Origin of the sequence: Pseudoxanthomonas sp. YR558 (genome assembly GCF_900116385.1) — a bacterium.
In the GTDB taxonomy this organism is placed as follows: Bacteria; Pseudomonadota; Gammaproteobacteria; order Xanthomonadales; family Xanthomonadaceae; genus Pseudoxanthomonas_A.
In genome coordinates this window covers 1,239,192-1,255,378 of the sequence record NZ_FPCI01000001.1, presented here as the reverse complement: position 1 = coordinate 1,255,378, position 16,187 = coordinate 1,239,192, and the positions used below count along the sequence as shown (strand labels likewise).

Below are 16,187 nucleotides of genomic sequence, written 5' to 3'. Positions count from 1 at the left end.
GCCCTGTCCCGCGGGGGCAGGCCCGGCCGCGGGAGCGTACTTTTCGTGGATTGACGCGATAGCGCGGGTTGCGCGCTCAGCGGTGCAGGTCGCCGCTGGCTTCGGGTTGGTAGTCGATGGCGGTGACCCGCAGGCGCAGCGGGCGGTTGCCGGGCGCATGCCAGTCGATCGTCTGGCCGATGGCGACACCGAGCAGGGCGCTGCCGACGGGCGCCAGCACGGACACGCGTCCGGTCTCGACCTTCGCTTCGTGGGGATACACCAGGGTCAGGCGATGGTGTTCGCCGGTGAGTTCGTCGTCGCACTCCACGCGCGAGTGCATCGTCACCACGTTGTCCGGCATCCGGTCCGGCGTGCGCACGTCGGCGCGGTTCAGTTCGTCCATCAGCGCGAGCGCAGCCGGGTGCCGGCGCAGCACGGGCGTATCGAGCAAGGCCTCCAGGCGCGACAAATCGCGGCTGGACACGACGAGCGGGGGAAGCGAGGGCGGCAGGCCGCTGGTGCGGGTGTTGTTCATCGGGGGTCCTCTGTGGATTTTGGGGTCGCGCAAAAGGAAACGGGCGACGCGTCGCCGCGCCGCCCATCGGAGTCCTGTTTGCCGCCTTACCGTAGCCCGGAAGGCGGCTCGGTTCAAGCCGCGCGCGCGCGCGGCGTGGGGCGTCCAGCCGGCGGTTGCGCACCGCCTGTATCGGGTTCGAAGAGGCTGGGAGGCAGTTCGCGGAACACGCACGCCAATTGCAGCAGGAAATCGCTCATCGCCGAACTCTTCCGCCACACCATCGCGATCTGCCGGCTCGGGTGCGAATCGCTGAAGCCCAGCAAGTGGATGTTCTCCGATCGCGCCACGGGCGGCTTCACCGCCAGCGTCGGCAGCAGGGTGATGCCGACATCGGCGGCGACCATCTGGCGCAGGGTTTCCAGGCTGGTGGCGCGGAACTCGGACTTCTCGTTCGCGCCCGAAAGGCGGCACACATCGAGCGCCTGTTCGCGCAGGCAGTGCCCGTCCTCAAGTAGCAGCAGGCGTTGGTCGGCGAGCTCCGCCAAGGCCAGCGAGTCGCGGCGAGCGAGCGCATGCGATTCGGGCACGGCGAGCACGAACGGCTCTTCGAACAGGAATTCGGTGTGCAACTGGTCGTCGGCCACCGGCAACGCCAGCAGGCCGGCATCGAGCTTGCCTTCGCGCAGGCGCGAGAGGAGCACGTCGCTCTTCTCCTCGACCAGCAGCAGTTCCAGGTCCGGGAAGCGCGTGCGGATGCGCGGCACGACGTGGGGCAGCAGGTAGGGGCCGAGGGTGGGGAAGATGCCGAGCCGCACGGTGCCGGCCTCGGGATCCTGGCTGCGGCGCGCGGCCTCCTTCATCTGCTCGACCTCGGCCACGATGCGGCGCGCGCGGTCCGCGGCATCGCGCCCGGCTGGCGTCAGCATGACCTTGCGCGGCGCGCGCTCCACCAGCGGCACGCCCAGTTCGTCCTCCAGCTTCTTGATCTGCGTGGAGAGCGTGGGCTGGCTGACGTAGCACGCAGCAGCGGCCCGGCCGAAATGCTTGTGGTCGGCCAGGGCCACCAGGTACTTCAGGTCGCGCAGATTCATCGGAACCCTCCCTCAAGGAACCGCAGGGCGGGCGGCCGGGCCGCCCGCTCGGCACATCATGCCGCGACTGCGTCTGCCGCTTCCACCGGGGCCGAGGTGCGGATCAGGTGGTCGAAGGCGCTCAACGCGGCCTTCGAACCTTCGCCCATGGCGATGACGATCTGCTTGTACGGCACGGTGGTGGCGTCGCCAGCCGCGAACACGCCTGGCACGCTGGTCTGGCCGCGGTCGTCGACGATGATCTCGCCGCGCGGACTCAGCGCCACCACGCCCTTCAGCCACTCGGTGTTCGGCAGCAGGCCGATCTGCACGAAGATGCCTTCCAGTTCGACGCGGTGCGTATCGCCACCGGTGCGGTCCTTGTAGACCAGGCCGTTGACCTTGCTGCCGTCGCCCAGGACTTCCGTCGTCTGTGCGCTGGTGACGATGCGCACGTTCGGCAGGCTGCGGAGCTTGCGCTGCAGCACATCGTCGGCACGCAGCTGGCTGTCGAACTCGATCAGGGTCACGTGGGCGACGATGCCGGCCAGGTCTATCGCGGCCTCGACGCCGGAGTTGCCGCCGCCGATCACCGCCACGCGCTTGCCCTTGAAGAGCGGACCGTCGCAGTGCGGGCAGTAGGCCACGCCCTTGTTGCGGTACTCGTTCTCGCCGGGCACGTTCATCTGCCGCCAGCGGGCACCGGTGGAGAGGATCACTGTCTTCGACTTCAGCGAGGCGCCGTTGGCGAGCTGGATCCCGACCAGGCCATCGGCACCGGCAGGCACCAGCTTCTCCGCGCGCTGCAGGTTCATCACGTCGACCTGGTAGTCCTTGACGTGCTGCTCCAGCGCGGCGGCGAGCTTCGGGCCTTCGGTATACGGCACGGAAATGAAGTTCTCGATCGCCATCGTGTCCAACACCTGGCCGCCGAAGCGTTCGGCCGCCACGCCGGTGCGGATGCCCTTGCGCGCAGCGTAAATGGCGGCGGCGGCGCCGGCCGGGCCACCACCGACGACGAGCACGTCGTAGGGCGCCTTGGCCTTGATCTTCTCGGCATCGCGCTTGCCGGCGTTGGTATCGAGCTTGGCGACGATTTCTTCCACGCCCATGCGGCCGGCGCCGAATACCTCGCCGTTGAGGAAGATCGTCGGCACCGACATCACCTCGCGCTGCTCGACTTCCTGCTGGAACAGCGCGCCGTCGATGGCGACGTGCTGGATCTTCGGATTCAGCACCGCCATCAGGTTCAGCGCCTGCACGACGTCCGGGCAGTTCTGGCACGACAGCGAGAAATAGGTTTCGAAGCGGTACTCGCCGTCGAGCGAACGAATCTGTTCGATCACGTCCTGCGCGAGTTTCGACGGATGGCCGCCGACCTGCAGCAACGCCAGCACCAACGAGGTGAACTCATGCCCCATCGGCAAGCCGGCGAAGGCCAGGTGGATGTCATGGCCGGGCGAGGTCAGCGCGAACGACGGCGTGCGTTCGCCGCCACGCTGCTCGGTGACGGTGATCTTGTCGGAGACGTCCTGCAGGTCCTTCAACAGCGCCTGCAGCTCGGCGGAGCCGGCGCTGTCGTCCAGCTGCGCAATGATGTGGATCGGGCGCACGGCCTTTTCCATGTAGGCGGTGAGCTGCGTCTTCAGATTGGCGTCCAGCATGGCGAACGTCTCCGTGGAGGGATTCTGGGAAGAGAACCGGGGGAAGAGGAAGTCAGGCGTTTGCAGAAGCGGCATGTGCCGGGGAGAGGGACGCCGGTCAGGGAGGAGGGAACCGGCAAGCGGCGCATGCCGCTGCTGCAAACGTCCGGACCAGCCTCCGGGCCCGTGGCCCGGAGGTGGCGTGATGCGGTGTCGCGATGGCGCATCCGCGCGGGGATGCGCCGGTGCTGCGGTGACGCTTAGATCTTGCCGACCAGGTCCAGCGACGGGGCGATCGTCTGTGCGCCTTCCTTCCACTTGGCCGGGCAGACTTGGCCGGGGTTGGCGGCGGTGAACTGCGCGGCCTTCAGCTTGCGCAGGGTTTCCGACACGTCACGGGCGATCTCGTTGCTGTGGACTTCGGCGGTCTTGATGACGCCTTCCGGGTTGATGACGAAGGTGCCACGCAGGGCCAGGCCTTCTTCCTCGATGTGCACGCCGAACGCGCGGGTCAGCTGGTGGGTCGGGTCGCCAACCAGCGGAAACTGGGCCTTGCCCACCGCCGGGGAGGTTTCGTGCCACACCTTGTGCGAGAAGTGCGTGTCGGTGGTGACGATGTAGACCTCGGCGCCGGCCTTCTGGAACTCGGCGTAATTGGCGGCGGCGTCTTCCACTTCGGTCGGGCAATTGAAGGTGAAGGCGGCCGGCATGAAGATCAGGACCGACCACTTGCCCTTCAGGGTGCCGTCGGTGACTTCGACGAATTCGCCGTTGTGGAAGGCGGTGGTCTTGAACGGCTGGACCGCGGTGTTGATCAGGGACATGGAAGATCCTCGTGGATGGAGTGGGTGTGGTGAAGTGATGAGGCGATGGTAGGCAACGGCTATTGATTCCTCAAATCGATTGATGGAATTGGATAGATAGTCTTTGACTATCGATAGACGGGGTCGGAACACACTGCCGACAAGGGTTAAGTAAAAAATAATATGTTTCAGTTACTTACATAAGCCGCAATCTGACTGAAGCAAGACGTCCCCAAGGCTTTCTTGCCGGCCCACGTCTAAACGAGGCTATCGCCAGCACGTTATGAAGCCTCCTGGGCTCCATACGCCATTGAGCACCATGATGGTGCGTCGCGGCGATGCGCGGGCGTGTGGGGCACCGCCGCCCGGTACCATGCATGCCATGTCCGATCCCGCCTCCCTGCGTCTCGACCACGCCCTGCGCGCCGCCGCGAGCCGACTGGCCGGCCTGGACGCCCGGCATGAAGCCGAGCAACTGCTGCTGCACGTGATCGGTCGCGACCGCGCCTGGCTGTTCGCGCATGGCGATGCCGCGCTGGCAGGCACGGACGCGTCGGCGTTCGAGGCGCTGCTGGCGCGCCGGATCGCCGGCGAGCCGGTGGCCTACCTGATCGGGCATCGTGGTTTCTGGACGCTCGACCTGCTGGTGTCGCCTGCCACCTTGATCCCGCGCCCGGAAACCGAGCGCCTGGTCGAGCTGGCGCTGGAGCGGCTGCCGGCGGACAGGCCGTTGCGCATCGCCGACCTCGGCACCGGCACCGGTGCGATCGCGCTGTCGCTGGCGAGCGAGCGGCCGCAGGCGCAGGTGGTGGCGACCGATTTCAGCGCAGACGCGCTTGCCGTCGCACGCGCAAACGGCGTGTCGAACGCCATCGCCAACGTCGAATTTCGCCACGGTAGTTGGTTTGCACCGCTGCAGGGCGAACACTTCCACCTGGTCGCGAGCAACCCGCCCTACATCGCCGACGGCGACGCGCATCTGACGCAGGGCGACCTGCGCTTCGAGCCGCCGACGGCGTTGTCCTCCGGGGCGGACGGGCTGGAGGCGATCCGCGAGATCGTGGGCGACGCATCGACGCACCTCATGCCCGGCGGCTGGTTGCTGCTGGAGCATGGCTGGGACCAGGGCGCGGCGATCCGCGCGCTCATGACCGCCGCCGGCTTCGTCGACGTGGCCACGGAGACGGACCTGGAGCAGCGGGACCGCGTGACCCTTGGGCGCGTCACGGAAGGGCAAGACGCGAGCCGCTAGACTGTCGCTTTCCTCCAGGACGGGCCGCCCATGCGCACGCTGTACCCCGATATCGAACCCTTCGACACCGGCACGCTGAAGGTCGATGACCGCCATGAGCTGTACTACGAGCAATGCGGCAACCCGCAGGGCAAGCCCGTGGTGCTGCTGCACGGTGGCCCGGGCGCGGGCTGCAGCCCGAAGATGCGCCGCTTCCACGATCCCGCGAAGTACCGCATCGTGCTGTTCGACCAGCGCGGCTCCGGCCGCTCCACGCCGCATGCGGACCTGGTAGGCAACACCACTTGGGACCTCGTGGCCGACATCGAGAAACTGCGCGAAAAGCTCGGCATCGAGCGCTGGCAGGTGTTCGGCGGCAGCTGGGGTTCGACGCTGGCGCTGGCGTACGCCGAAGCGCATCCGCAGCGCGTGACCGAGCTGGTGCTGCGCGGCATCTTCATGCTGCGCCGCTGGGAGCTGGAATGGTTCTACCAGGAAGGCGCGAGCCGCCTGTTCCCCGATGCGTGGGAGCATTACGTCACCGCGATTCCGTCCGTCGAACGCCACGACCTGATCTCGGCGTTCCATCGCCGCCTGACCTCCGACGACAAGGCCACGCGCCTGGCGGCGGCGAAGGCGTGGAGCGTGTGGGAGGGCGCGACCAGCTTCCTGCACGTCGATGCGGATTTCGTCAGTGGCCACGAAGAGCCGGAATTCGCGCTCGCGTTTGCGCGCATCGAGAATCACTACTTCGTCAACGGCGGCTTCTTCGAGGTCGAAGACCAGCTGCTGCGCGACGCCCCGCGCATCGCCGACATCCCGGGCGTGATCGTGCATGGCCGCTATGACGTGGTCTGCCCGGTCGCCAACGCGTGGGAGCTGCACAAGGCCTGGCCGAAGGCGAAGCTGGAGATCACGCCCGCCTCGGGCCATTCAGCGTTCGAAGCCGAGAACGTCGACGCGCTGGTGCGCGCGACGGACGCCTTCGCCTGACGGCACACCGCCGCACCGGAGATAAGCTCATGGATTCGTCGCGCGCCACCGCTTCCGCGTTCGACCAGCGCGTGCTGGACCTGTACGACGACTACGTCCATGGCCGGGTCGACCGCCGCGGCTTCCTGTCGGGCGCGGCGCAGTTCGCCGTCGGCGGTACGACGGCGGCCGCGTTGCTCGCGGCGTTGGCGCCGCAGTACGCGTTCGCTGCGCAGGTGGCCGTAGACGATGCGCGCATCACTACGGTCTATCGCACGTTCCCCGCGCCGCAGGGCCATGGTGAAGGACGCGGCTTGCTGGCGATGCCGCGCGAGCCGGGACCGCATCCGGTGGTGTTGGTGGTGCACGAGAACCGCGGACTGAATCCGTACATCGAGGATGTCGCGCGTCGCCTTGCCGTGGCCGGCTTCATCGCGTTCGCGCCGGACGCGCTGTATCCGCTGGGCGGGTATCCCGGCAACGACGACACCGGGCGGGAGATGCAGGCCACGCTGGATCGCGCGAAGGTGATGGCCGATCTCGAAGCCGCCGCGCGCTTCGCGCATGCGCTACCGCGCGGCAACGGCAAGCTCGGCGTGGTCGGTTTCTGCTTCGGCGGGCTGGTGACCAACGTGCTGGCCTCGCGCCTGCCGGAGGTCGTCGACGCCGGCGTGCCGTACTACGGCGGCCAGCCGACCGCGGAAGAGGCGGCGCGCATCAAGGCGCCGTTGCTGCTGCAATTCGCCGCGCTGGATACGCGCGTCAACGCAGGATGGCCCGCCTACGAGCAACAGTTGAAGGCCGCGGGCGTGCCTTACACGGCCTACCTCTATCCCGACGCGAACCACGGCTTCCACAACGACACCACGCCACGCTACGACGCCGCCGCTGCGGCATTGTCCTGGCAGCGCACGCTCGCCTTCTTCGGCCAGCACCTGCGCTGATCGCACTCACGGCGACGCGCGCGCCGGGCTGGCGACGTCGACCTTCATGCGCCGATACGCGCGCTGCAGCCGCACGCTGCCGCCGGGCAGGCGGTCGCCCTCGACGGTGATGTCGATGCGAAGCGCGCCGGAGGCCGCGTCGGGAAGGGTGTAGCGATATGTCGCGCGACGTCCATCGGGAACCTCCAGTTGCAGCGCCAAATGGCCGCCTTCATCGCGCAGCGTGGCGCGCGTGCCGTCGGCGAGATCCAGCGTGCCGGACAGGGGTATCACCACCACGTCGCGACCGTCCGAGGTGCCGAATACCACCGATTCGCGCATCCGTTGCAGCACCAGCACCGCATCGTCGGGCGCGGCGAACGCGCCCTGCGCCGGCAGCAGGCCCTTCAGGCTCGGACGTCCGCCAGCAGGCCGGCTGCCGCTTGAGGGTGGTCCCATCGGGCCGCCGCGCCCTGGCGGTGGACCCATCGATCCATCCCCGTCGTTGCCGGGCGGAGGCCCTCCCGCACCTCCCCGCCGGCCGCCAGGTCCGCCGCCGCGGCCCGGAGGAGCGCCGCGCTCAGGGCGCGCACCCGCAGGCATGGCGCGCTCGGCTTCCTGCAGGAGATGCGTATTCGTCTCCACATCGGGCTGCCATTCGCCCGAGGGGTCGTGCGAGGACGCATGGGCCAGTGCGGAAGGGGAGGTGGCCAGCAGGGCGGCGAGGAGGCAATAGTCAGGCGCACGTCATCGGCTCGTGGGGGACGAGCGCGGAACGCCTGTCAGCGACGTGGGATGACCTTGGATCCCGACACGTTGGCGGGCATTCAGTCGTCGGAGACCGCGCGTGTCCGGTGGCCGAGCGCGGACGCGAACCTCCCGCATGTGTGCCGGCACCTTTCTGCTAGGGGCGGCGACACGGCCCAGCCGCTCCCGGAGAAAGCCATGACGATCGCGCAAACCGAGCCGGTGCACGAAACCCGGATCGGACTGGAGGACGTCGATATTCCCCGCCTGGGCATGTCGGCCATGCGCTTCATCAAAGCGATCGAGCGCGGCCAGCACGAGGTCCTGTGGGAAGCCGCTTCGGACACCATCCGGCGCGCAATGGGCCGTGAAGCCTTCATCGCACTGCTAGCGCAACGCCACGGCGCGCTCGGGCCCGGCCTGGACCGGCGCTGGGCAGCAGTGCGGGTCGATCAGCCGGGCCAGCGTCCGCAATGGCAGCCGGGCACGTATGCGGTGCTGGAGTTCTCTGTCGCGTTTGGCGCAACCGCGGCGCCGCATCGCGAAACGGTGACCCTGCGGCGAGAAGACGAGGGCGTCTGGCGCCTGGCCGGTTACGCGGTCAGGGCATCCTGATCCGCTATTGCCGCGGCGCGCCGTCGAGCGTGTGGTCGATCATCCACAGGCCCGCCCAGAGCTTCGCATCCAGTTCGTAGCCTTCGGCCATCTTCTGCGCCAGCCACGCGGCGGCGCGTACACGCGGGATGGCATGCACGGTGATGTCCTCATCGCCATCGCCGCCGCCATCGCCGACCTTTCGCAGTCCGGTCGCGCGGACGAAGGCGATCTTCTCGCTGCTGCTGCCCGACGAGGTGGGGCCGATCATCAGCACCTCGGCATGCGCGGCGGTCCAGCCGGTTTCTTCCTCGAGTTCCCGGATCGCGGAAACTTCGATGGATTCGTCGGCATGGATATCGCCGACCAGGCCGGCGGGCATTTCGATGGTCAGCGCCTGCAACGGCACGCGGAACTGCTCGACGAACAGCACCTCGTCTTCGGGTGTGACCGCGATGATGATGGCCGCCAGCCCACCGGCGTGCGCGCGCTCCACGTATTCCCAGGTGCCGCGGACCATCATCCGCTGGTATTTGCCTTCCCACACCACCTGCGGCGGCGCCTTGCGCTTGTCGTGTTCGTCCATGGCCCGATGCTAGCCGCTGGCGATGACGATTTACAGGCGGGCGTAGCCGCCATCCTCCAGCCCGGCGGCCACGCGCAGTCGGCGCCGTGTCATCGGGCCGAAGCGCAGGGCGTCCGACAGCCCGGCGAGCATGTCGCCGTCGGCCTGCCCGCGTGCGTGACCGGTGGCGATGTCACCGAGTGGGGCATCCAGCGCGATGGTGGTGAGCTGGCGCCACAGCAGTGCGTGTTCCCGCTGCTCGCGCAAACGCGTCGCCATGGTCGCGGCGCCGCGCAGGCGCAGGAACGCCACTTCGTCCACGCGCGCCAGCAGCGTGTCGAGATCGCCGAAGTGCGCGAGCAGGATGGCGGCCGACTTCGCGCCGATGCCGCTGACGCCCGGAATGTTGTCCACCGCATCGCCGGTGAGCGCGAGGTAGTCGGCGATCTGCCGCGCCTCCACGCCATGGCGCGCCTTCACGCCCGCCATGCCCCAGCGCTGGCCGCGCGCGAAGTCCCATTGCTCGTCGTGTTCGGTCAGCAACTGGGAGAGGTCCTTGTCGGCCGACACGATGACGCCACGGAAGTCCAGCGGCCGCGCAGCATGTAGCGCGCTGCCGATCAGGTCGTCGGCTTCGTATTCGCCATGCGACAGCACGCTCAGGCCGAGCGCGGCGCAGAGTGCCTTGCAGTGGGTGAACTGCCGGCGCAACTCCTCCGGCGCGGGGTCGCGGTTGGCTTTGTAGGCTGGGTACAGACGGTTGCGGAAGCAGCTGTCGAGCGCTTCGTCGAAGGCGATCGCGATATGCGCCGGGCGCTCCTTCTCCAGCAGCTCCAGCAGGAAACGCGCGAAGCCATGCACCGCGTTGGTGGGCCAGCCATCGGCGTCCTGGAATTCGTCCGGCATCGAATGCCAGGCGCGGAACACGTACAGGCTGGCGTCGACCAGGTAGAGCGCGCGCACGCCGGCGGCCTCAGGGCGTCCAGTCGGTCAGCAGCGCGGCCGGATTCGGGCGATCGCGTTCGGGCGCTTCCACCTGTGGCGTGCCGATGTGGATGAAGCCGGCGACGCGTTCGTTCGGCGCGAGACCGAGCGTCGCGGCGACGGCTTCGTCGTAGGCCATCCATCCGGTCAACCACTGCGCGCCGAAGCCCAACGCCAGTGCGGCCTGCAGCAGCGCGAAGCACACACTGCCGGCGGTCAGCAGCTGCTCCTGCTCCGGCACCTTGTGGCCGGCGGTGAGTCGGGCGACCACGGTGATGATGGTCGGCGCATGCGAGAAGCGTGCGCGATCCTTCTCCACCACTGCAGAGGCAGCGCCGGGGTCGAGATGCAAGGTGCGTGCCGCAAGCTGTTCGCCCAGTGCATGGCGGGCGTTGCCCTGGATGCGGATGAAGCGGAACGGCACCAGCTTGCCGTGGTCCGGCACGCGGACCGCGGACGTCAGCATGCGAAGGAGGGTGGCGTCGTCGGGGCCGGGCTCGCCGAGTTGCTTGGAGGGCACCGAACGACGGGCGTCGAGGAACTGCAGGGGGGAGGGAAGCGACATGCGTCAAGTTTAGCGTGTCACATCTTGTTGCATGGCACTAAAATGCCGAGGCCATCACGGTTGCCCGTCCCGCGGATTTCCTACGATGGCGCTGCGGATTCCGGTCCGCCTCCCCCGAACTCCTTTCGCCTGCCAAGGCGGGGAACCTTGTGCATGTCGAACGTCCTCAATATCGCCGATCGTCCCGGCCGGGAAACGCGCATGCTTGATCAAGCGCGAGACGCGGCCATTCCGCCGTTGGTGGATGCCTTCGCGGTGGCGCTCGGCCGTTTCGACGATGCGCTGTTCGACCGTGCCGAGCGTGCGGGTCCGTCGCAGATGGCGTTCCTGGATGCCATGCGCGAGCTGCGCCGCCGGCGCGAAGACATCATCGTGCGCTTCCGCGCCCACCTGCAATTCGCCTGGAAGGCATTGCAGGAAGGTCGCCCGCTGTCGATGGAAAGCGCCTTCGCGCACTCTCCGGACGACGCGCTGACCCTGGTGACCGACCAGGAGCTGGAATCCCGCCTGGCCGTGCGCAACCTGGCCAGCGTGATCCTGCGCGACTGCAAGCCGGTGCTGACGCGCCTGGACCGCCGCCTCGGTTGGCTGGCCGGGCAGGCGGCGCTGGAGGCCGAATTCAATCCTGTGGGCGCTGAGCACATCGGCGTCGCGGTGCACCAGGGCTTCGCCGCCTGCGACCTGACCGCCGAAGTGCGCCTGGTCGTCATCAAGCTGTGCGAGCGCGACCTGGTGCCGGCGATCGCCCGCATCTACGCCGCGCTGGACCAGCGCCTTGCCCAGATGGGCGTGGCGCCGGATATGCCGGAGCGTCGCGCACCGAAGTCGGAAGTCGCGCAGGACATCGAGGACCTGATGTCCGGCGACGAACCCGGCGCACCCGCCTGGGCCGCCCGCTTCCTCAACCGCATGGCCGGCATGAACCGCGGCCTGCAGGCGTCCCATGCGGCGCCCGCATCACCGGCAGGATTCGGCGACGTGCCGCCGGGCTACTCCGCGGCGCCCGGTACCCAGGGCGTCCTGCTGGAAGCCCTGCATCACCTGCTGCAGGAGTCGCGCCGGGGCCGGGACGTGCCGCAGGACCAGCCGCGACCCTCCCATCCTCAGCGCGATCTGTCCCAGCGCGAGATGTTGTCCGTGTTGTCGCTGCTGCAGGCCACGCCGAGCGCCACGCTGCGTGCCGCCATCGGCGACACCGGCGAGTCGCTGTCGCAGCGGCTGAAGAACGAAGTACTCAGCAGCGCCATGCAGCTGGGCGTGGATCCGTCCACCGCGCGCCTGGCGCCGGTCGACGAGGACGCCATCGACCTGGTCGGCATGCTGTTCGACGTGATGCTCGACGAGCGCGACCTGGACGGCCGTCCGCGCGAACTGATCGGGCGCCTCGTCGTCCCGTTCGTCAAGGTCGCCCTGCTGGACCGCAGGATGTTCGTCCAGAAGACGCATCCTGCGCGCCGCCTGCTCAACGTGCTGGCCGAGGCCTGCGAGGGCAACAACGGCGAGAGTGCCGCCGAGCGCACGCTGCTGACCAAGGTCGAAGAGGTCGTCGATCGTCTCACCGCCGAGTTCAACGAGAACCTGGCGATCTTCCTGACCCTGGAAGAAGAATTCCGCTCCTTCCTGGAGCAGCACCGCCGCCGCATCGAGATCGCCGAGCGCCGTGCCGCCGAGATCCAGCGCGGCCAGGAACGCCTGGAAGCCGCGCGCGCGCGGATGAACACCGAGTTGGACGAGCGTTTGTCCGAGCGCACCGTGCCGCAGGCCATCGAGGATTTCCTGCGCCAGCCCTGGGCCCACCACGTCACCATGACCGTGCTGCGCGAGGGCGAGGAAGGCGACGGCCTGCGTGAATCGCTGGCGCTCGCCGACGGCGTGCTGGAAGAACTCACCGAAGCCCAGCGCCATGTCATCGGCAAGCCGTGGCTGCAGGCGTGGCGTCCGGCGTTGGTGAAAGTGTTTTCCAGTGTCGGCATGAACCTCGACGCCGCCGCCGGTGCGGTCGATGCGCTGCACGACACGCTGCAGGCCGTGGCCGCGGCACGCCCGGATCTCGAGCGCGCCTTGCCGGAGTTGCCGCAGGTGGTGCTGCCCAAGCCCGCTGTGGAAGAAGACACCACGCCGATCCAGTTGGTGGCCGGCGCGGACACGCTCGACTTCGACCACAGCGACGCCGACCACTTCCGCAATCTCGCCATCGGCACCTGGCTGGACTTCATCGACAAGGACAACAAGGTGCAGCCGGGCAAGCTGTCGTGGGTCAGCCCGATCTCCTCGCGCCTGCTGTTCGTCAATCGCCGCGGCGTGCGCTTCTGCGTCGCCTCGCCCGAAGAACTGGCCGCGATGGTCCGGCTGGGCCGCCTGCGCACGCACCAGAGCGAGGATGCGTTCGACAGCGCCATGCAGGGCGTGATCGAACGCCTCGAGCCGGTCCCGCCGACCCCGCTGACCTGAGCCTGCGCGGCTCTGCCGCGCTCTGCTAGCATCGTCGTACGGTTGGCCTAACGACGAGGGGCGCATGGCGGTCGAAGTGCAGGTACTGAAGGAGTCCGCGGCCGGTGAGCGTCGCGTGGCCGCCACGCCGGAAACAGTGAAGAAGCTGATCGCCGCCGGCGCGCAGGTCGTCGTCGAGCGCGGCGCAGGTGCGGGTGCCGGTTTCATCGATCAGGCTTACACGGACGCCGGCGCCACCCTGGACGGTGGCGAGGGGCGGGCGCACGCCGACGTCCTGCTCTGCGTGCAGGCGCCGCCTGCCGATGCGATCGCCGCGTTCAAGCCGGGCGCCAGCCTGGTCGGCGTGCTCCAGCCCACCGCCGATCCCGCGCGCGCCGACGCGCTGCAGGCACGCGGCCTGCAGAATTTCCCACTCGAACGGCTGCCGCGCACCACGCGCGCGCAGGCGATGGACGTACTCAGTTCGCAGGCCGGCATGGCGGGCTACAAGGCCGTGCTGATCGCCGCGCAACTGGCGCCGCGCTTCTTTCCGATGCTCACGACCGCTGCCGGCACGATTCGCCCGTCGAAGGTGCTGATCGTCGGTGCCGGCGTGGCCGGCCTGCAGGCCATCGCGACCGCCAAGCGGCTGGGCGCGCAGGTGGAAGGCTTCGACGTGCGTCCGGAGACGCGCGAGCAGATCGAATCGCTCGGCGGCAAGTTCCTCGACTTGGGCGTCAGCGCGGCAGGCGAGGGCGGTTATGCGCGCCAGCTCACCGAAGAAGAACGCGCCCTGCAGCAGCAACGCCTGGCCGACCACCTCAAGGGCATCGACGTGGTCGTCTGCACGGCCGCGGTGCCGGGGCGTCCAGCGCCGAAGATCATCACCGCCGCGATGGTCGCGGGCATGAAGCCCGGCAGTGTCATCGTGGACCTGGCCGCGGAAACCGGCGGAAACTGCGAACTCACCCGGCCGGGCGATACCTACGACCAGCAGGGCGTGACGGTGGCCGGACCGCTGAACCTCGCCAGCCTCGGCGCGGTGCACGCCAGCGAGATGTATGCACGCAACGTGCTGAACTTCGTGTCCTTGTTCATCAAGGACGGTGCGTTGCAGTTCGACTGGGACGACGAACTGCTGGCGAAGACCGTGTGGCCCGAACGGCCTGGCGCGCCCGCACAGGCGGCCTGACGCGAAAGCAGAACGCGATCAGCGCTCTTCGCGCTGCGGCCGGCGCCGCGGCGCGTTGTCTTTCATCCAGGCGTCGCGTTGTTCGGGCGTCATCTTCTTCCACTCGTCGCGGAGCGCGGTGCGCTGTTCCGGCGTGAGCTCCTTCATGCGGCCATAGAGCGCGCGGGCCTGGCGGCGCTGTTCGGGATTCATCCCTTCGAAGCGTTTCATGCCGTGGCGCGCCTGCGCACGCTGCTCGGGCGACATGGACTGCCAGCGCTGTGCGCGCTCCAGCATGCGGGGGCGTTCGTCCGGCTCACGGTTCCAGCGGTCGCGCAGTGGCGCGATCAGCGCTTCGCGCTGCTGCGGGGTCAGCTGCTCCCACGTGGGCAGGGGGGCGGGCGGCGCGGACTGCGCGAATGCCTGCGCGGACGCGAAGACCAGCAGGCAGAGGGCGAGCAGGCGGGCAGTACGGGATGTCATGGGTCACTCCATCGCAAGAGGCTGCGCATCGGCCGACGCCAGCCACAGGTACAGGTCGGGGTCTTCTTCCAGCGTGCCGGTCGTGGCTTCGTCCAGTGAGGCTTCGCCATCGGTCACGGCGACGGGCGTCGCCGCGCCGGGCGCCGGTGCGGTCGACGTGCGCGGCAGGAATTGCAATCCGACGCCCACCGCGAGCACCGCGCTGAATGCGGTCGCGGTCAGCCAGCGCCACGCGCGCGCGCTCCCGGCGGGTGCCGCGCGCTGCGCTTCGTGACGTGCCGTGCGCAGGCGCATCAGGGTCTGCGGGGACACCTGCGCCAGCGATGCGCGATGCAGGCCGCGGGCCTGCGCATCGAAACCGGTGTCGTCGTGGGGATGGACGGGGTTCATCGGAATTCCTCCAGTTGCTTCTGTAGGGCATCGCGCGCGCGGGACAGGTGCGTCTTCACCGATCCCTCCGAGCAGCCCATGACGCGTGCGGTGTCCGCCACGTCCAGTTCTTCCAGCACGCGCAGCGTGAACGCTTCGCGCTGGCGTGCCGGCAATGCGCGCAAGGCCTGCACAAGGCGAGCGTAGGCCTCGCGCTGGTCATGCGCCTGCGACGGGCCCACGCCCGTGTCGGGTGCCCAGTCCACCGGGCTTTCCTCGCCGCGGTCGCCGGTGGGCAGCAGCCAGCGCAGGCGGAAACCGGCGCGGCGCTGCACGTCGACGATCCGCCGGCGCAGGATGCTCCAGAACAACGGGGTCCATTCGTCGGCGGGCCGGTCGCGATACACCAGCATTTTCATCATCGCGTCCTGCACCACGTCCAGCGCATCGTCGCGATGGCGCAGCCCGGCCTCGGCGAAACGGAATGCGCGCGGCCCGATGTCGGCCAGGAACAGCTCCAGCGTCGCCGCAGGCGCGGGCGAGGCGATCGTGTCCGGCAACGGGTTCGGGGTGGCGCTCACCAACATATCTTAGCGACCAGTGCCGTGAATCAGCCGCGACGCGCCGGTCGGACGGCGTGAACAGCCGGCGAGGACGGTTCGGACGGGCACGGCATGGACGGATCTCCCTGAGGGTCGCCGAGGGAAACGCGCCACGTGGCGTGCGGTTGACAGCCCACGGCCGGGGTCCCTGCGGGTTCAGGTACGGTTATGATGCGGAACACGCCCCGCCACGCGGCGACGGCGCCGACAACGTGGACAGGATGGGGGAGCGGATGAGCGACGGGTTCGTGGCGCTGTACATCTTCATGCTGGCGGCCATCGCCGGCCACGTGATCATTTCGCGGGTGCCGGTGATCTTGCACACGCCGTTGATGTCCGGCTCCAACTTCATCCACGGCATCGTGCTGATCGGCGCGATGGTCGTGCTGGGCCACGCCGATACCACGCTGGAAAAAGCCATCGGCTTCATCGCCGTCCTGCTGGGCGCGGGCAACGCGGCCGGCGGTTACGTGGTCACCGAGCGCATGCTGGACATGTTCAAGAGCAGCAAGCCCGCAGGTGGCAAGTGAGCCACG

General features: G+C 68.6%; 18 protein-coding genes. 7 read left to right on the top strand and 11 right to left on the bottom strand.

Annotation, left to right across the window (positions count from 1 at the left end):
* Positions 1-76 precede the first annotated feature (76 nt).
* The 4 genes from rnk to ahpC form a co-directional block, all read right to left on the bottom strand.
* Entirely contained in the window at positions 77-517 is a 441-nt protein-coding gene (rnk, locus tag BM365_RS06090) for a nucleoside diphosphate kinase regulator (RefSeq protein ID WP_093487482.1), read from the bottom strand.
* A 113-nt stretch (positions 518-630) separates the two neighbouring features.
* Complete coding sequence (oxyR, locus tag BM365_RS06085) at positions 631-1,590, bottom strand: DNA-binding transcriptional regulator OxyR (RefSeq protein WP_093487480.1); 960 nt, start codon at positions 1,588-1,590, stop codon at positions 631-633.
* Between the two features lie 56 nt (positions 1,591-1,646).
* Positions 1,647-3,233, bottom strand: coding sequence for an alkyl hydroperoxide reductase subunit F (gene ahpF / locus BM365_RS06080; RefSeq protein WP_093487478.1), 1,587 nt, complete (start codon positions 3,231-3,233; stop codon positions 1,647-1,649).
* 239 nt (positions 3,234-3,472) lie between these two features.
* Positions 3,473-4,036: an alkyl hydroperoxide reductase subunit C gene (gene ahpC / locus BM365_RS06075; RefSeq protein WP_062352637.1), complete on the bottom strand. Its 564-nt coding sequence runs from the start codon at positions 4,034-4,036 to the stop codon at positions 3,473-3,475.
* Between the two features lie 361 nt (positions 4,037-4,397).
* Between ahpC and prmC the strand changes: the two genes are divergently transcribed.
* The 3 genes from prmC to BM365_RS06060 are packed head-to-tail and all read left to right on the top strand — an operon-like array spanning position 4,398 to position 7,162.
* Positions 4,398-5,267: a peptide chain release factor N(5)-glutamine methyltransferase gene (gene prmC, locus BM365_RS06070; RefSeq protein WP_093489523.1), complete on the top strand. Its 870-nt coding sequence runs from the start codon at positions 4,398-4,400 to the stop codon at positions 5,265-5,267.
* A gap of 30 nt (positions 5,268-5,297) precedes the next feature.
* A complete protein-coding gene (pip, locus tag BM365_RS06065) occupies positions 5,298-6,239 on the top strand; it encodes a prolyl aminopeptidase (RefSeq protein ID WP_093487476.1) in 942 nt (313 codons plus the stop codon).
* Positions 6,240-6,268: 29 nt separating this feature from the next.
* Positions 6,269-7,162, top strand: a complete 894-nt coding sequence (locus BM365_RS06060) for a dienelactone hydrolase family protein (RefSeq protein ID WP_093487474.1) — start codon at positions 6,269-6,271, stop codon at positions 7,160-7,162.
* 6 nt (positions 7,163-7,168) lie between these two features.
* Here BM365_RS06060 and BM365_RS06055 read toward each other — a convergent pair whose 3' ends face one another.
* The gene (locus tag BM365_RS06055) at positions 7,169-7,600 is read right to left on the bottom strand and encodes a hypothetical protein (RefSeq protein WP_093487472.1); all 432 of its coding nucleotides are present in this window, start codon (positions 7,598-7,600) and stop codon (positions 7,169-7,171) included.
* Positions 7,601-8,086: 486 nt separating this feature from the next.
* On the opposite strand from BM365_RS06055, the gene BM365_RS17965 reads away from it, so the two are divergent.
* Positions 8,087-8,503, top strand: coding sequence for a DUF4019 domain-containing protein (locus BM365_RS17965; RefSeq protein ID WP_158253443.1), 417 nt, complete (start codon positions 8,087-8,089; stop codon positions 8,501-8,503).
* Between the two features lie 4 nt (positions 8,504-8,507).
* Here the strand turns inward: BM365_RS17965 and BM365_RS06045 are convergent, their stop codons facing one another.
* The 3 genes from BM365_RS06045 to BM365_RS06035 all read right to left on the bottom strand — a co-directional run bounded on the left by BM365_RS06045 (position 8,508) and on the right by BM365_RS06035 (position 10,596).
* Positions 8,508-9,068 (bottom strand): NUDIX hydrolase, encoded by a 561-nt coding sequence (locus tag BM365_RS06045; protein WP_093487468.1) that lies wholly within the window; start codon positions 9,066-9,068, stop codon positions 8,508-8,510.
* A gap of 30 nt (positions 9,069-9,098) precedes the next feature.
* Positions 9,099-9,953, bottom strand: a complete 855-nt coding sequence (locus BM365_RS06040; RefSeq protein ID WP_233210849.1) for a 5'-3' exonuclease — start codon at positions 9,951-9,953, stop codon at positions 9,099-9,101.
* Between the two features lie 67 nt (positions 9,954-10,020).
* Positions 10,021-10,596 carry a nitroreductase family protein gene (locus BM365_RS06035; protein WP_093487464.1) on the bottom strand — a complete coding sequence of 192 codons (576 nt, stop codon included), beginning with the start codon at positions 10,594-10,596 and terminating at the stop codon, positions 10,021-10,023.
* 153 nt (positions 10,597-10,749) lie between these two features.
* On the opposite strand from BM365_RS06035, the gene BM365_RS06030 reads away from it, so the two are divergent.
* Entirely contained in the window at positions 10,750-13,047 is a 2,298-nt protein-coding gene (locus BM365_RS06030) for a DUF1631 domain-containing protein (protein WP_093487462.1), read from the top strand.
* Between the two features lie 64 nt (positions 13,048-13,111).
* The gene (locus BM365_RS06025; RefSeq protein WP_093487460.1) at positions 13,112-14,218 is read left to right on the top strand and encodes an NAD(P) transhydrogenase subunit alpha; all 1,107 of its coding nucleotides are present in this window, start codon (positions 13,112-13,114) and stop codon (positions 14,216-14,218) included.
* Between the two features lie 18 nt (positions 14,219-14,236).
* On the opposite strand, the gene BM365_RS06020 is transcribed toward BM365_RS06025, so the two are convergent.
* The 3 genes from BM365_RS06020 to BM365_RS06010 are packed head-to-tail and all read right to left on the bottom strand — an operon-like array spanning position 14,237 to position 15,636.
* Complete coding sequence (locus BM365_RS06020) at positions 14,237-14,680, bottom strand: DUF3106 domain-containing protein (RefSeq protein ID WP_093487458.1); 444 nt, start codon at positions 14,678-14,680, stop codon at positions 14,237-14,239.
* A 3-nt stretch (positions 14,681-14,683) separates the two neighbouring features.
* A complete protein-coding gene (locus BM365_RS06015) occupies positions 14,684-15,070 on the bottom strand; it encodes a hypothetical protein (protein ID WP_093487456.1) in 387 nt (128 codons plus the stop codon).
* Positions 15,067-15,636 (bottom strand): RNA polymerase sigma factor, encoded by a 570-nt coding sequence (locus BM365_RS06010; RefSeq protein ID WP_093487454.1) that lies wholly within the window; start codon positions 15,634-15,636, stop codon positions 15,067-15,069. Before BM365_RS06010 ends, BM365_RS06015 begins: the two co-directional genes overlap by 4 nt.
* 248 nt (positions 15,637-15,884) lie before the next feature.
* Here BM365_RS06010 and BM365_RS06005 point away from each other — a divergent pair, with 248 nt between their 5' ends.
* A complete protein-coding gene (locus BM365_RS06005; RefSeq protein WP_056879767.1) occupies positions 15,885-16,181 on the top strand; it encodes an NAD(P) transhydrogenase subunit alpha part 2 in 297 nt (98 codons plus the stop codon).
* Positions 16,182-16,187 lie beyond the last annotated feature (6 nt).

What these genes read in the sequence shown, in the direction of transcription:
- pip (WP_093487476.1), top strand. Translation starts at nt 5,298, where the DNA reads ATGCGCACGCTGTACCCCGATATCGAACCCTTCGACACCGGCACGCTG.
- prmC (WP_093489523.1), top strand. Translation starts at nt 4,398, where the DNA reads ATGTCCGATCCCGCCTCCCTGCGTCTCGACCACGCCCTGCGCGCCGCC.
- BM365_RS06005 (WP_056879767.1), top strand. Translation starts at nt 15,885, where the DNA reads ATGAGCGACGGGTTCGTGGCGCTGTACATCTTCATGCTGGCGGCCATC.
- BM365_RS06010 (WP_093487454.1), bottom strand. Translation starts at nt 15,636, where the DNA reads ATGTTGGTGAGCGCCACCCCGAACCCGTTGCCGGACACGATCGCCTCG.
- BM365_RS17965 (WP_158253443.1), top strand. Translation starts at nt 8,087, where the DNA reads ATGACGATCGCGCAAACCGAGCCGGTGCACGAAACCCGGATCGGACTG.
- BM365_RS06020 (WP_093487458.1), bottom strand. Translation starts at nt 14,680, where the DNA reads ATGACATCCCGTACTGCCCGCCTGCTCGCCCTCTGCCTGCTGGTCTTC.
- BM365_RS06025 (WP_093487460.1), top strand. Translation starts at nt 13,112, where the DNA reads ATGGCGGTCGAAGTGCAGGTACTGAAGGAGTCCGCGGCCGGTGAGCGT.
- rnk (WP_093487482.1), bottom strand. Translation starts at nt 517, where the DNA reads ATGAACAACACCCGCACCAGCGGCCTGCCGCCCTCGCTTCCCCCGCTC.
- oxyR (WP_093487480.1), bottom strand. Translation starts at nt 1,590, where the DNA reads ATGAATCTGCGCGACCTGAAGTACCTGGTGGCCCTGGCCGACCACAAG.
- BM365_RS06015 (WP_093487456.1), bottom strand. Translation starts at nt 15,070, where the DNA reads ATGAACCCCGTCCATCCCCACGACGACACCGGTTTCGATGCGCAGGCC.
- BM365_RS06055 (WP_093487472.1), bottom strand. Translation starts at nt 7,600, where the DNA reads ATGGGACCACCCTCAAGCGGCAGCCGGCCTGCTGGCGGACGTCCGAGC.
- BM365_RS06040 (WP_233210849.1), bottom strand. Translation starts at nt 9,953, where the DNA reads ATGCCGGACGAATTCCAGGACGCCGATGGCTGGCCCACCAACGCGGTG.
- ahpC (WP_062352637.1), bottom strand. Translation starts at nt 4,036, where the DNA reads ATGTCCCTGATCAACACCGCGGTCCAGCCGTTCAAGACCACCGCCTTC.
- BM365_RS06060 (WP_093487474.1), top strand. Translation starts at nt 6,269, where the DNA reads ATGGATTCGTCGCGCGCCACCGCTTCCGCGTTCGACCAGCGCGTGCTG.
- ahpF (WP_093487478.1), bottom strand. Translation starts at nt 3,233, where the DNA reads ATGCTGGACGCCAATCTGAAGACGCAGCTCACCGCCTACATGGAAAAG.
- BM365_RS06045 (WP_093487468.1), bottom strand. Translation starts at nt 9,068, where the DNA reads ATGGACGAACACGACAAGCGCAAGGCGCCGCCGCAGGTGGTGTGGGAA.
- BM365_RS06030 (WP_093487462.1), top strand. Translation starts at nt 10,750, where the DNA reads ATGTCGAACGTCCTCAATATCGCCGATCGTCCCGGCCGGGAAACGCGC.
- BM365_RS06035 (WP_093487464.1), bottom strand. Translation starts at nt 10,596, where the DNA reads ATGTCGCTTCCCTCCCCCCTGCAGTTCCTCGACGCCCGTCGTTCGGTG.